Source organism: Amycolatopsis sp. TNS106 (assembly GCF_019330265.1).
Classification (GTDB): domain Bacteria; phylum Actinomycetota; class Actinomycetes; order Mycobacteriales; family Pseudonocardiaceae; genus Amycolatopsis; species Amycolatopsis lurida.
In genome coordinates this window covers 4,825,811-4,840,666 of sequence record NZ_CP024972.1, presented here as the reverse complement: position 1 = coordinate 4,840,666, position 14,856 = coordinate 4,825,811, and the positions used below count along the sequence as shown (strand labels likewise).

The 14,856-nt window shown below is 70.1% G+C and carries 9 protein-coding genes; all 9 read left to right on the top strand.

All coding sequences use genetic code 11. The features are described 5' to 3' along the window. Positions 1-85 precede the first annotated feature (85 nt). A complete protein-coding gene (locus CVV72_RS21720) occupies positions 86-5,647 on the top strand; it encodes a non-ribosomal peptide synthetase (RefSeq protein WP_219145552.1) in 5,562 nt (1,853 codons plus the stop codon). Positions 5,648-5,661: 14 nt separating this feature from the next. Then, positions 5,662-5,871: an MbtH family protein gene (locus CVV72_RS21715; RefSeq protein WP_034313535.1), complete on the top strand. Its 210-nt coding sequence runs from the start codon at positions 5,662-5,664 to the stop codon at positions 5,869-5,871. 273 nt (positions 5,872-6,144) lie between these two features. Then, positions 6,145-7,320, top strand: coding sequence for a cytochrome P450 (locus CVV72_RS21710; protein WP_219145551.1), 1,176 nt, complete (start codon positions 6,145-6,147; stop codon positions 7,318-7,320). Between the two features lie 23 nt (positions 7,321-7,343). Continuing rightward, a complete protein-coding gene (locus tag CVV72_RS21705; RefSeq protein ID WP_219145550.1) occupies positions 7,344-8,501 on the top strand; it encodes a cytochrome P450 in 1,158 nt (385 codons plus the stop codon). Beyond that, positions 8,491-9,687, top strand: a complete 1,197-nt coding sequence (locus CVV72_RS21700) for a cytochrome P450 (RefSeq protein ID WP_219145549.1) — start codon at positions 8,491-8,493, stop codon at positions 9,685-9,687. Before CVV72_RS21705 ends, CVV72_RS21700 begins: the two co-directional genes overlap by 11 nt. A 263-nt stretch (positions 9,688-9,950) precedes the next feature. Then, the gene (locus CVV72_RS21695; protein ID WP_219145548.1) at positions 9,951-11,192 is read left to right on the top strand and encodes a cytochrome P450; all 1,242 of its coding nucleotides are present in this window, start codon (positions 9,951-9,953) and stop codon (positions 11,190-11,192) included. A 12-nt stretch (positions 11,193-11,204) separates the two neighbouring features. Further along, entirely contained in the window at positions 11,205-12,362 is a 1,158-nt protein-coding gene (locus tag CVV72_RS21690) for a glycosyltransferase (RefSeq protein ID WP_219145547.1), read from the top strand. A 21-nt stretch (positions 12,363-12,383) separates the two neighbouring features. Next, positions 12,384-13,601: a glycosyltransferase gene (locus CVV72_RS21685; protein ID WP_219145546.1), complete on the top strand. Its 1,218-nt coding sequence runs from the start codon at positions 12,384-12,386 to the stop codon at positions 13,599-13,601. 16 nt (positions 13,602-13,617) lie between these two features. Beyond that, positions 13,618-14,832 carry a glycosyltransferase gene (locus CVV72_RS21680; RefSeq protein ID WP_219145545.1) on the top strand — a complete coding sequence of 405 codons (1,215 nt, stop codon included), beginning with the start codon at positions 13,618-13,620 and terminating at the stop codon, positions 14,830-14,832. The last annotated feature ends 24 nt before the right edge of the window (positions 14,833-14,856 follow it).

The following is a 14,856-nucleotide window of genomic DNA, read 5'->3' as shown; positions in this document are numbered from 1 at the left end:
TCTCTGATCACGCGAGATACGCCCCCGATCACGCGAGTCGCGCCCCCGAGCACGCGAGTTCACCCACTTCACCAAGGAGCAGATCGTGACCGTTGACGACACTCGCGCGAAACCGCGTTCCAGCGTGGAGGACGTCTGGCCTCTTTCCCCGCTGCAGGAGGGAATGCTCTATCACACCGCCCTCGACGACGAGGGGCCCGACACCTACACCGTGCAGACCGTCTACGGCATCGACGGCCCGCTCGACGCCGCGCTGCTGAGGGCGTCGTGGCAGGCACTCGTCGACCGGCATGCCGCGCTGCGGGCCTGTTTCCGTTACGTCAGCGGCGCGCAGATGGTGCAGGTCATCACGCGGGACGCCCAGATCCCTTGGCGCGAAACGGATCTCACCGGGCTGCCGGAGGAGATCCTCGACAGCGAGGTCGACCGCCTGGCCGCGGACGAGCTGGCCGAGCGGCTCCGCATCGAGGTGGCGCCGCTGATGAAGCTGCACCTGATCCGGCTCGGCCCGGACCGCCACCGGCTCGTGCACACCCTGCACCACGTGCTGACCGACGGCTGGTCGATGCCGATCATCCACCGCGAACTCGCCGCGATCTACGCCGCGGGCGGGGACGCGTCCGGGCTGCCGCCCACAGTGTCCTATCGGGACTATCTCGCCTGGCTCGGCAAGCAGGACAAGGAAATCGCCCGCGCGGCCTGGCGCGAGGAGTTCGCCGGGCTCGACACGCCGACCGCGGTGGCGCCCGCGGATCCCGGCCGGGTGCCGGAGATCGACACCACGATCGTCGAGCTGTCCACGGAACTCACCGACGGGCTGGCGAATCTGGCCCGCGGCCACGACCTCACGCTGAACACCGTCGTGCAGGGCGCGTGGGCGGTCGTGCTGGCGCAGCTCGCCGGCCGGACCGACGTGGTGTTCGGCGCGACCGCTTCGGGCCGTCCCGCCGAATTGGCGGGTGTCGAGTCGATGGTCGGTCAGTTGCTCAACACCCTGCCGGTGCGGGTGCGGCTCGACGGCGCGAAGCGGGCGGTCGACCTGTTCGCCGAACTGCAGCGCGACCAGTCGGCCCTCATGGCGCACCAGCATCTCGGCCTCCAGGACGTGCAGGCCGTCGTCGGGCCCGGCGCGGTGTTCGACACGCTCGTCATCTACGAGAACTTCCCCCGCAAGGGACTCGGCCAGGCGCACGACGGCCTGACGCTGCGTCCGGTCAAGCGGGGACGTAATTCCTCGCACTACCCCTTCACCCTGGTCACCGGTCCGGGTGAGCAGATGCCGCTCATCCTCGACTACGACCGCGGCCTGTTCGACGAGAAGGTCGCCGGATCGGTCGTCGGCGCGCTCGCCCGCGTGCTGGAACGGCTGGTCGCCGAGCCCGACGTCCTCGTCGGCAGGCTGACGCTGCTGAGCGAGGCCGAACGCGCTTTGGTGGTGGACGAATTCAACGCGACCGAAGGCCCGGTTCCCGGAGAATCCGTCGTCGAACTGTTCGCGCGACGGGTGACCGAGGCGCCCGAGGCGGTGGCGATCACCGATGCCGCGGGCGCGGATCTCACCTATGCCGCCCTCGACCAGGCTTCGAACCGGCTGGCCGCGTATCTCGCTTCCCGTGGCGTCGGCCGCGGTGACCGTGTCGGTGTGGCGATGGAACGGTCGCCGGAGCTGCTCATCGCGTTCCTGGCGATCTGGAAGGCGGGCGCCGCGTACGTCCCGGTGGACGTCGAGTACCCGGCCGAGCGGATCGCGTTCATCCTCGACGACTCCGCGGTCTCGATCGTCCTGTGCACACAGGCCACCAGTGGCGTCGTCGCGAAGGACACGATCGTCCTCGACGCACCGGAAACGCGGGCCGCCATCGACGCTTCCGCCGCCACGGCTCCGGAATTCCGACCGAGCGCGGACGACCTGGCGTATGTCATGTACACCTCCGGATCCACCGGCCTGCCCAAGGGCGTGGGGATCCCGCACGGTGGCGTGGCGGGGCTGGCCGGCGACCAGGGCTGGCAGATCGGCCCGGGTGACGGTGTCCTCATGCACGCGACGCACGTCTTCGACCCCTCGCTGTACGCGATGTGGGTGCCGCTTTCGACGGGCGCCCGCGTCCTGCTCACCGAGCCCGGCGTGCTCGACGCGGCGGGAGTGCGGCAGGCCGTCGCACGCGGCGCGAACTACGTCCACCTCACCGCCGGTACCTTCCGCGCCCTGGCGGAAACGTCGCCGGAATGCTTCGAGGGCCTGGTCGAGATCGGCACCGGTGGCGACGTCGTACCCGCGCAGTCCGTGGAGAACCTGCGGCGGGCGCAGCCGAACCTGCGCGTGCGCAACACCTACGGGCCGACCGAGACCACCCTGTGCGCGACGTGGCTCCCGATCGAACCCGGCGACGTCGTCGACCGGGAACTGCCGATCGGTCACCCCATGACGAACCGGCGGATCTACCTCCTCGACGCGTTCCTGCGGCCGGTCGCGCCGGGTGTGGCGGGTGAGCTGTACATCGCGGGAACGGGGCTGGCACGCGGATACCTCGACAGCCCGGGCCTCACGTCCGAACGTTTCGTGGCGTGCCCGTTCCTTCCCGGTGAACGCATGTACCGCACCGGCGACCTGGCGCGCTGGACCCGCGACGGCGAGGTCGTGTTCCTCGCACGTGCCGACGACCAGGTGAAGATCCGCGGTTACCGGGTCGAACTGGGCGAGGTCGAATCCGTGCTGGCGGCCCAGCCGGGCGTGGTCGAGGCCGTCGTCATGGCGCGCGAGGACCAGCCGGGGGAGAAGCGGCTGGTGGGGTACTTCGTCTCCGACGGCGGTGACGCCGGCCCGGAGGAGATCAAGCACCAGATGGGTCTCGTGCTGCCCGCGTACATGGTCCCCATGGCGGTCGTCGCCCTGCCCGGCCTTCCGGTCACTCCCAACGGAAAGGTCGACCGCCGGGCGCTTCCCGCTCCGGATCTCGCGGGCCGCGCGTCGGAGAAGGCGCCGGAGAGCGAATCCGAGAAGGTGCTCTGCGAGCTGTTCTCCGAGATCCTCGGCGTCGACAACGTGGGCGTCGACGACGCCTTCCACGACCTCGGCGGCAGTTCCGCGCTGGCGATGCGGCTCATCGCGCGGATCCGCGAGGTGATCGGTGTGGATCTGCCCATCCGGCAGCTGTTCTCCTCGCCGACGCCCGCCGGTGTCGCGAGGGCGCTCGCCGCGAAGTCCCGTCCCGCGCTGGAGCCCGCCGAGCGGCCCGAGCGGGTTCCGCTCACCGCGCGGCAGCTCCGGGCCTGGCTGCTGGCCAGCCCCGGCGAGGAGACCGCCGCACTGCACATCTCGGTCGCGCTGCGCCTGCGCGGCAGGCTGGACGTGGCCGCGCTGGCGGCGGCGCTCGGCGATGTCGCGACCCGGCACGAGGTCCTGCGCACGACGTTCCCCGGAGACGCGCAGAACGTCCGGCAGCTGGTCCACGAGCCCGCGGCCATCGAGCTGTCGCCGGTCCCGGCCACCGAGGAGGAACTCCCCGGACTGCTCGCCGGACTGCGCGCGTCGGTCTTCGACCTCACTCGTGAGGTGCCGTGGCGCTGCGATCTGTTCGCGCTCTCGGAGAAGGAACACGTGCTGCACCTGCGGCTGCACCGGATCCTCGCCGACGACGACTCGCTCGACGTGTTCTTCCGCGATCTTGCGGCCGCGTACGGCGCGCGGCGTTCGGGCCGGGTGCCGGAACGCGCGCCGCTGGCGCTGCAGTTCGCCGACTACGCGATCTGGGAGCAGCGGCTGCTCGCCGACGAGGACGAACAGGGCAGCCTGATCAACGAACAGGTCGTCTTCTGGCGGGACACCCTGACCGGGATCGAAGGGGAGACGGTGCTCCCGTTCGACCGGCCGCGTCCGGCCGTCCCCTCGCGGCAGGCGGGCACGGTCGCGCTGCGGCTGGGCGCCGAGCCATACGACCGGCTGACCGAAGCGGTGGAGCGGCTCGGCGCCGACACGAGCCACGTCGTGCACGCCGCGCTCGCCATGCTGCTGAGCAAATTCGGGGCGGGCGAAGATCTCGTGATCGGGACGACGCTGGCGCGGGACGAGGACCTCATCGACCTCGAACCGATGGTCGGGCCGTTCGCGCGCCCCTTCGCCCTGCGCACGGACCTCTCCGGCGACCCGACGTTCCTCGAAGTCGTCACGCGGGTGCAGGAGGCCGTGCGGGCCGCGCGCCAGCACCTCGACGTCCCGTTCGAGCGGATCGTCGACCTGCTGGACCTGCCCGCCTCGCTGTCCCGTCACCCCGTGTTCCAGGTGGGGCTGGAGGTCGACGAGGAGGACATCGGCGCGTGGGACGCGGCGGAACTGCCCGCCCTGCGCACCAGCGTCGTACCCGGCGGAACCGAGGCCACGGAACTGGATCTCGCGTTCAAGCTCACCGAGCGGCTCGACGAGGACGACGACGAGGACGGTCTCGAAGGCACTCTTCGGTACGCCGCGGACCTGTTCGACGAGGCCACGGCGGAATCGGTCGCGCGTCGGCTGGTCCACGTCCTGGAACAGGTCGCGCAGGATCCCCAGCGGCGGATCAGCGACCTGGACCTCTTCCTCGACGACACCGAACGCGGCCGTCCGGCGATCGCGCCGGCGCGGTGGGCGGGCGACGTGCCTTCGGTGGTCGCGGAGCTGGGTCCGCTCGGCGCGCTGGTGCTCGACGACCGGAAGCAGCCTGTCGCCCCCGGCGTCGTCGGCGACCTCTATGTCACCGGGCCGGCGGTCGACGAAGGCAAGACGGGGGAGCCCTGCCCGTTCGGCGAGCCGGGACACCGGATGCTGAACACCGGCCTGCTCGCCCGCAAGACCCCGGCCAAGACCCTGATCGTGGTGGGGGAGCGGCGGCGCACGAGCACCTCGGTGAAGACCGGTGACTACGAGATCCTGTTGCCGCTGCAGGCAGGCGGCGACCGCCCGCCGCTGTTCTGCGTGCACGCGAGCGGCGGGCTGAGCTGGAACTACGGGCCGCTGCTGCGGCATCTTCCCGCGAACCAGCCGGTCTACGGCGTGCAGGCACGCGGCCTCGCGCGGACCGAACGCCTGCCCGAGAGCGTCGAAGAGATGGCGGCCGACTACCTCGAGCACATCCGCGCCGTGCAGCCGACCGGGCCGTATCACCTGCTCGGCTGGTCGCTCGGCGGCCGGATCGCGCAGGCGATGGCCGCGATGCTCGAAGCGGACGGGGAAGAACTCGGCCTGCTCGCGCTGCTCGACGCCTATCCCGTCTACATGGGACGGAACGCGACCGGCACGGTGACCGAAGAGGCCGCGCGCGACGAAGACGGCCTGCAGAAACGAAAGCAGCAGGATCTGGAGCTCGCCGGGGGCATGGTCCAGGGCCCCGGTGCCCGGGAGCGGCTGGAAGCGGTCATGAAGAACCTCTGGAAGGTCGGGCCGCAGCACACGGCCTCGCCGTTCAACGGCGACATCCTGCTGTTCGTCGCCTCGGAGGACCGGCCGGCGCACCTGCCCGTGTCGGAGGCCGTCGCCAGCTGGAAGGACTTCACCAGCGGCACGATCGAACACCACGAGATCCCGACCAACCATTACGACATGGTGCAACCCGCGGCGTTGGTCCAGATTGGATCCATCGTCGCCGAAAAGCTCCGGCCGCGGCCGGGCGCCTGAAAGGAAAAGCGATCATGAGCAACCCCTTTGACAACGAAGACGGTTCCTTTTTGGTGCTGGTGAACGACGAAGGCCAGCACTCGCTCTGGCCGACGTTCGCCGAGGTCCCCGCCGGCTGGACCCGCGTCCACGGTGAGGCCTCGCGCCAGGAATGCCTCGCCTACGTCGAGGAGAACTGGACCGACCTGCGGCCGAAGAGCCTCATCGCGGAAGTCAACGGCTGAGCGACGGGTGTCCAGCCGCTCAATCCGGGCGGTTGGACGTGCTCGGCGAAGGGGACTTTCCCCGCGTAACAAGCGGCGAAGGGCCCTTTCCCTGCATCGCATGCGGGGAAAGGGCCCTTCAGCTCCCGCCACTCCCGCTCCGGCGCGAGCGGCGAGGGCCCGGAACGAGAAGCACGCCCAGATCCGGCCGGTTGGACGAACTCGACGCGCGTCCGGCAGTCCCACCAACATCATTCCCGCGCGCGACGGCCGGTTGAGGCGAAAGGAACTGCCGTGTTCGAGGAGCTCAACGTCGTCAAGGGCCTGGAAATCCACCGGCGGAACCGATTCGATCCGGGAGCGGAACTCCTCGCTCTGATGGCCGAAGGTCCCATCTCCGCTTTGGGCACCGAGGAAGACGGCGAACGGCGGACCGCGTGGCTGGCCACCGGATACGAAGAGGTCCGCCAGGTCCTCAGCTCGGACAAGTTCAGCGCACGCCTGATCTACGGCGGGACCGCGGCAGGTATCGCCTGGCCCGGGTTCCTCACCCACTACGACCCGCCGGACCACACGCGCCTGCGCCGCCTGGTCACCCCGCCGTTCACCATGCGGCGGATGAAGGATTTCCGCCCCGAGGTCGCGCAGATCGTCGAAGACGCCTTGGACACCATCGAGGACATGGGCGGCCCGGTGGATTTCGTGCCGCAGTTCGGCTGGGCGATCGCCACGACGGCGACCTGCGACTTCCTCGGCATTCCCCGGGACGACCAGGCGGACCTGTCCCGCACGCTGCACGCCAGCCGGACCGAGCGGACCGACAAGCGGCGCAACGCGGCGGGCAACAAGTACATGCAGTACATGAACAAGGCCGTCGCCCGCGTGCGCCGCGATCCCGGTGACGACCTGTTCGGCGTCGTGGTGCGTGAACACGGCGACGAGATCACCGACGCGGAGCTGGCCGGGGTGGCCGCGTTCATCATGGGCGCCGGCGGCGACCAGGTGGCGCGGTTCCTCGCGGCGGGGGCGTTGCTGATGGTCGATTTCCCGGAGCAGTTCGACATCCTGCGGGAGCAGCCGGACACGATCCCGGACTGGCTGGAAGAGCTGAACCGGTACCTCACCACCGACGAGAAGCTCCACCCTCGTATCGCGAAGGAGGACGTGACGATCGGCGGCCGTCTCGTCAAGGCCGGTGACACCGTCACGTGTTCCCTGCTCGGGGCGAACCGGGCGAAGTTCCCCGCCCCGGACGACGAATTCGACATCACCCGGGAGAAATCGCCGCATGTCTCGTTCGGGCACGGTATCCACCACTGCCTCGGCAGGCCGCTGGCGGAGATGGTGTTCCGGGAGGCGATTCCCGCGCTGGCACGGCGTTTTCCCAAGCTGAGGCTCGCCGAGCCCGATCGCAAGCTCAAGTTCGGACCACCACCGTTCGACGTGGAAGCCCTGCCGCTCGACTGGTAACGCCAGAAAGCCTGAGGAGAATCATGGTAGTTCCCTTGCCGCATCAGCGGACCCGGCTCGATCCGGCGCCGGAGCTCTGGGCGTTGCACCAGGAAGGCCCGTTGCACAGGTACGACACGGAGACGGGGCTGAACGGCCGACGGCAATGGTTGGTCACCGGATACGACGAAGTGCGGGAGATCCTCGCCGACGCCACGCGGTTCAGCTCGATGCGGCCGGTCGACGACGAGGCGGACCGCGCCCATCTGCCGGGGATCCTGCAGGCCTACGACCCGCCCGACCACACCCGCCTGCGCGGGACGGTGGCCGGGGCGTTCAGCGTCCGGCGGATCGAGCGGTTGCGGCCACGGGTCGAAGAAGTCATCGAAGAGGGCCTTGACGATCTGGAGAGCATGGGTTCGCCGATCGACTTCGTCCGGTACGCGGGCTGGCCCATCCCGGCGCTCATCGCCTGCGAGTTCCTCGGCGTCCCGCGCGACGATCAGGCCGATCTGTCGCGGATGATCCGGGACAGCCGGGAGAGCCGGATCCCCAAGCAGCGGGCCCAGTCGAGCCTCGGTGTCGTCAACTACTGCGAAAAGCTCGCCGCCCGCGAGCGCCGCGATCCCGGCGACGAGCTGATCGGCTTCATCGTGCGCGAGCACGGCGACAAGGTCAGCGACGAGGAACTTTCGGGGCTCGCCGAGGCGATCCTGATCGTGGCCGTCGAGCAGATGGCCGCCCAGCTGGCGATGGCGGTGCTCCTGTTCGCGACGAACCCCGCCCAGCTGTCCTTGCTGCGCGAGCGCCCGGAACTGGTGGACAGCGCGACCGAGGAAGTCCTGCGCTTTCCGACGATCGTCGAGGCCCCTTCGCCGCGGACGGCGCTCGTCGACCTAAACATCGCCGGCTACGACATCCACGCCGGCGACGTGCTGACCTGTTCGATGCTGGCGGTCAACCGAGCACTCGGAGACAAGTTCGACATCACCCGGGAGAACAGCCCGGGGCATCTCGCCTTCGGGCACGGCATCCACCACTGCGTCGGGGCCCCGCTGGCGAGGCTCGAACTGCGGGTGGCGCTGCCGATCCTGGCGCGCCGTTTCCCGGCGCTGCGGCTGGCGGTCCCGGAGGAGGAACTGCGGTTCGTGGCGGGCAAACCCGCCCCGTTCAACATCGAGGAGCTCCCCGTTGAGTGGTGAGGACACGCGTCCGCTGCACATCCGCAGGCAGGATCTCGACCCGGCGGACGAACTGCGCGCCGCCGGGCCGCTGTCGAAGGTCACGGTCGGCACCGGGGCGGACGCCGAAACCATCTGGATGGCCGCGGGACACTCCGTCGTCCGGCAGGTTCTGGGCGACCACAAGCGGTTCAGCACCCGGCGCCGGTGGCATGAGCAGGACGAAGTCGGCGGGCGGGGCATCTTCCGGCCGCAGGAGCTCGTCGGCAACCTGATGGACTACGACCCGCCCGAGCACACCCGGATGCGGCAGAAGCTGACCCCGGGATTCACGCTGCGGAAGATGCGGCGCATGGAGCCGTACATCGAGCAGATCGTGACGGAACGGCTCGACGTCATGGAGGACGAGGGATCCCCTGCCGACGTGATCGAACTCGTCGCCGACGAGGTGCCGGGAGCCGTGCTGTGCGAACTGATCGGCGTGCCCCGTGACGACCGCGCCATGTTCCTCAAGCTGTGCCACGGGCATCTCGACGCCTCGCTGAGCCAGCGGAGACGGGCGGCCGCCGGCGAGGCGTTCTCCCGTTACCTGCTGGCGATGATCGCCAGGAACCGCGAGGAACCCGGCGAAGGGCTGATCGGCGCGGTCGTCGCCGAACACGGTGACGAGGCCACCGACGAGGAACTGCGGGGTTTCTGCGTTCAGGTGATGCTGGCCGGTGACGACAACATCTCCGGCATGATCGGCCTCGGCGTACTGGCCCTGCTGCGGCATCCCGAACAACTCGCCGCGATCCGGGGCGACGGCCAGGCGGCGGACCGGGCGGTCGACGAGCTGATCCGGTACCTCACGGTCCCGTACGCCCCGACGCCCCGCACGGCCATGGAGGACGTCGTCATCGGGGACGAGGTGATCAAGGAGGGCGAGACCGTGCTCTGCTCGCTCCCCATGGCGAACCGCGATCCCGCGCTGGTGCCGGATCCGGACCGGCTCGATCTCACGCGGGAGCCCGCGCCGCACGTGGCGTTCGGGCACGGGATCCACCACTGTCTCGGCGCTTCGCTGGCGCGGCTCGAACTGCGGACGGTCTTCACGTTGCTGTGGCAACGTTTTCCGGACCTGAGGCTCGCGGATCCCGCGAAGGACACCATGTTCCGCCTGACCACTCCGGCTTATGGACTGACGAGCCTGCTGGTCGAGTGGTGAGGTGTCACGAAAGCCACTTTCGCGACATGGCGGCAGTGGGGCAACCGTGACGCCAGCCTCGGCGCCCTGTCCGTGAAGGCCTCCTTGAGGGACTCTAGGTCCCTCAAGGAGGCCTTCACGGAATGGGCGCCTGACCCACTCGACCCATCGCGCACCCGGCGTCCATGGCGGCGCTGGACGTCCCGCCCGATCGCGGATGAAGATTGCGGCGCGGCATACGGCCGGACCGCATTTCCTGGTCACCGAAGGAGCTTCCACTCGGTATGGAGCACGCAATCGACGAGGTCGCGCCGGCCGTGGAGCCGACGGCGAACTACATGATGAGGACGCACTGCGATCCGCACGAGGACATGTTCGCGTTGCGGGAGAAGGGCCCGTTGGTCCGGATTCTCGGGGACGCGTCCACCCAGCTCGGCACGGGCTACGTCTGGCAGGCGCTCGGCTACGATGTCGTGCGCAAGATCCTCGGCGACCACGAGAATTTCACGACGCGGCCCCGGCTCACCGAGGCGGAGGCCGAGCGGACGACGAACGGCGAAGACGTTCCCATGGCGCCGCAGTTCGTCGGCCAGATCTCGACCTACGACCCGCCCGAGCACACGCGGTTGCGGCGGATGCTGACGCCGGAGTTCACCGTCCGGCGGATCCGGCGGCTGGAGCCCGCGATCCAGGAGCTCATCGACGAACGTCTCGACGAGGTGGAGGCCGAAGGCCCACCCGCTGACATACAAGGACTTTTCGCCGACCCGGTGGGCGGCGGTGTCCTTTGTGAACTGCTCGGCATCCCGCGCGACGACCGCACCGAGTTCATCCGCCGCATCCGGCGCAATGTCGATCTCAGCCGCGGATTCAAGGCGAGGGCCGCCGACAGCGCGGCGTTCAACCAGTACCTGCTCGGTCTCATCACCCGCCAGCGCAAGGATCCCGACGACGGCTTCCTCGGCATGCTCGTCCGCGAGCACGGCGACAACGTCACCGACGACGAGCTGAAGGGCCTGTGCACGGCGCTGCTGCTCGGTGGTGTCGAGACCGTCGCGGGAATGCTCGGCTTCGGCGTGCTCGCCCTCCTGGATCACCCCGAGCAGAAGCAGATGCTCTTCGAAGGCCGGGAAGAAGCGGATCGCGTCGTCAACGAATTGCTGCGTTATCTCTCGCCCGTGCAGCAGCCGAATCCGCGGATGGCGCTCAGGGACGTCGTCGTCGGCGGGCAGCTGATCAAGGCGGGGGACTACGTCCTCTGCTCGATCCTGATGGCCAACCGCGACGAAGCGCTGACGCCGAACCCGAACGTCCTCGACGCGCGGCGCCCGCCGGTATCGGACGTCGGCTTCGGGCACGGCATCCATTACTGCATCGGCGCCGCGGTCGCGAGGTCTGTTCTGCGCATGGCTTATCAGTCGCTGTGGCAGCGATTCCCCGGGCTGCGTCTGGCGGTGTCCAACGACGAGGTCAAGCTCCGGAACGCGTTCATCGACTGCCCGGATCAATTGCCGGTCACCTGGTAGAGGGGAAGCGAAATGCGCGTCTTGTTGTGGGCCTGCGGATCACGCGGGGACGTCGAACCGCTGGTCGCGTTGGCGGCGCGGTTGAAGGAATCCGGCGCCGAGGTGCGGGTGTGCGCGCCGCCGGACAGCGCGGAGCGGCTGGCCGAGCTCGAGGTGCCGCTGGTGCCGGTCGCCCGGCCGGACCGCGGGATGAACGATGGCGAGGGCCGGGATCCCGAGCTCGCGGCCGCCGGGATCGCCGACCAGTTCGACCAGATGCCCGCCGTGGCCGAAGGTTGCGACGTCGTGGTGGCGACCGGCCTGCTGTCCGGTGCCGTCGCCGTCCGTTCGGTGGCCGAGAAGCTCGGAATCCCTTACTACTACGTCGCTTTGTGTCCGATCCACCTGCCGAGCCATCTTGATGCGCCGCAGCGGGAAATGTACAACCACGGCGCCGACGGCCTGTTCGGCGACGCGCTCAACGCCAAGCGGGCCGAGATCGGCCTGCCGCCGACGAAGGATCTCTTCGACTACTGTTCCACCGAAAAGCCTTTGCTGGCCGCGGATCCGATCCTCGCTCCGCTGGAGCCGCGGCACGAGGCCGAGCAGACCGGCGCGTGGATCCTGCCCGACGAGCGGCCGCTTCCCGCCGACCTGGAGGCGTTCCTCGCCGCCGGTCCACCGCCGGTGTACGTCGGTTTCGGCAGCTCGTCCGGCACCGCCGACGCGGCGAAGGTGGCGATCGAGGCGATCCGCGCGAAGGGGCACCGGGTGATCCTTTCCCGTGGCTGGGCCGGTTTGGACCTGCTAGAGGACGAGGACGACTGCTTCGCGGTCGACGAGGTGAACCTCCAGGAGTTGTTCCGCAGGGTCGCCGTCTCCATCCACCACGACGGCACGGGCACGACCCACATCGCCACCCGGGCGGGCTCGCCGCAGATCATCGTGCGGTCGATCGTCGGCCAGCAGTACTACTCCGACCGGGTCGCCGAGCTGGGGATCGGTGTCGCCCTCGAAGGGCCGGCGCCGACGTTCGAGGCCATGTCCGCCGCGCTCACCACGGCGCTGGCCCCCGAGACGCGGGCCAAGGCGATCGAGGTCGCCGGCACGATCCGCGCCGACGGGACCGCGGTCGCCGTGGACCTGCTGCGCGACGCGGTCAGCCGCGAAAAGCCGTCGGTTCCCGCCTGAACTGAAAGAACGGGGAATTACGTGAAGCGCGTGTTGCTGGCGACCTCCGGAAGCCGAGGGGACGTCGAACCGCTGGTGGCGTTGGCCGTGCGGCTGCGGGAGGCGGGGGCCGAGGTGCGGATGGCCGCGCCGCCGGACTCCTCCGAACGGCTGGCCGGGGTCGGTGTCCCGCTGGTCCCGGTCGGACAGTCGACCCGCACCGCGATCAAAGGGGCGAAGCCGCCGTCTCCCGAGGACGGGCCGCGGCTTTCGGCCGAGGCGATGGCCGTCCAGTTCGCCGAGGTCCCGGCGGCCGCCGAGGGCTGCGACGTCGTGGTGACGACCGGGATGCTGGCCACCGCGGTCGCCGTCCGGTCGGTGGCGGAGAAACTGGGCATCCCGTACTACTACGGGTTCTACTGCCCGCGCTTCATCCCGTCGCCGCACTACGCGCCGCCGCCCCCGCTCGGCGAGCCGCCCGCGCCGGAAGGCACCGACAACCGGGCGCTGTGGGAGCGCAACGGCCGGAGCGCCCTCAAGCGCTTCGGCGAGCCGCTGAACAGCCAGCGCGCCGCGATCGGCCTGCCGCCGGTCGAGGACGTCTTCGGGTACGGCTTCACCGATCATCCCCTCTTGGCGGCCGACGCGTCCCTCGCCCCGCTCCAGCCGACAGATCTCGACGTCGTCCAGACGGGCGCTTGGACACTGCCCGACGAGCGGCCGCTTTCCCCGGAGCTGGAGGCATTCCTCGCCGCCGGTCCGCCACCGGTGTATGTCGGCTTCGGCAGCATGCGCGCCCCCGAAGAGGCCGCCAAGGTGGCCATCGAAGCGGTGCGGGCCCACGGCCGCCGGGTGATCATTTCCCGGGGCTGGGCCGATCTCGCGCTGATCGACGACCGGAGTGACTGCTTCGCCGCGGGGGAGGGCAACCAGCAGCTGCTGTTCGGCCGGGTGGCCGCCGCCGTCCACCACGGCGGCGCGGGCACGACGACCACCGCCACCCGGGCGGGTGTTCCGCAGGTCGTGGTCCCGCAGATCGCGGACCAGCCGTATTTCGCCGGCCGGGTGGCCGAACTGGGCATCGGCGTGGCGCACGACGGCCCGACACCGACCTTCGAGTCACTGTCGGCCGCGCTCGGGACGGCGCTCGCCCCCGAAACCCGGGAACGGGCGACGGCCGTGGCGGGCACGGTCCGCACCGACGGGGCCGCCGTGGCCGCGAAATTCCTCCTCGACGCGGTCGACCGCGTTTCCGTCTGAAGCCAGGGGATACGAAATGCGTGTGTTGTTGTCGACGACCGGACTCCGCGGAGACGTCGAACCGGTGGTCGCGCTGGCGGTGCGGTTGCGGGAACTCGGTACCGACGTGCGGGTGTGCGCGCCGCCGGACACCGGGGAACGGCTGGCCGAATTCGCCGTCCCGTTCGTCCCGGTCGGGCAGTCGTTGCGTGCCATGATGCAGGGGATGACGGAAGGGCCGGAACCACGGCGCCCCGCCGATGAGCTCGCCGAGCAGTTCGACGCGGTCCCAGCGGCCGCCGAGGGCTGTGACGTGGTGCTGGCGACCGGTGTGCTGTCCGCCGCCATCGGCGTGCGGTCGGTGGCGGAAAGCCTGGGCATCCCGTACTTCTACGCCGCCTACTGCCCGATCTACCTGCCGTCGCCGTACTACCCGCCGCCCCTGTCGCGGGGCGACGGACGGCCGCCCGCGGAGGCCATGGACGACAACCGGGCGCTGTGGGACTTCTACAACGAGGTCTTCTCCCGGCGGTACTCGGACGCGCTCAACGGCCGTCGCGCGGCGCTCGGCCTGCCGCGGGTCGAAAACCTCGTCCAGTACGGCTTCACCGAGCAGCCGTGGATGGCGGCGGATCCGGTGCTGGCCCCGCCCCGGCCCGAACTCGGCGCCGTGCAGACCGGTGCGTGGATCCTGCCCGACGAGCGGCCGCTTCCCGCAGACCTGGAGGCGTTCCTCGCCGCCGGTCCGCCACCGGTGTACGTCGGTTTCGGCAGCACACCCGAAGTCGCGGACACGGTGAAGCTGGCCGTCGAGGCGATCCGCGCGCAGGGGCACCGGGTGGTCCTCTCGCGGGGCTGGGCGGACATGGCCCTCCCCGACGACGGAGCCGACTGTTTCGCCGTCGGAGAGGTGAATCTCCAGGCGCTGTTCGGCCGTGTCGCCGCCGTCGTCCACCACGCCGGCGGGGGCACGACGACCGTGGCCGCGCGGGCGGGCATCCCTCAGGTCGTGCTTCCGCAGATCACCGACCAGCCGTACTTCGCCGAGCAGGTAAGCGCGCTGGGCATCGGCGTGGCGTTCGAGGAGTTCGGGCCTGCTCCGACGTTCGCTTCGCTGTCCGCCGCGCTCGCCACCGCGCTGTCCCCGGAGATCCGGGCACGCGCGAAAGCCGTCGCGGGCACGCTCCGCGGCGACGGGACGACCGTGGCCGCGGAGCGCCTGCGTGCCGCCGTCGGCCGCGTTTCCGTCTGACCATCAACCGACCAGGGTGAGGAA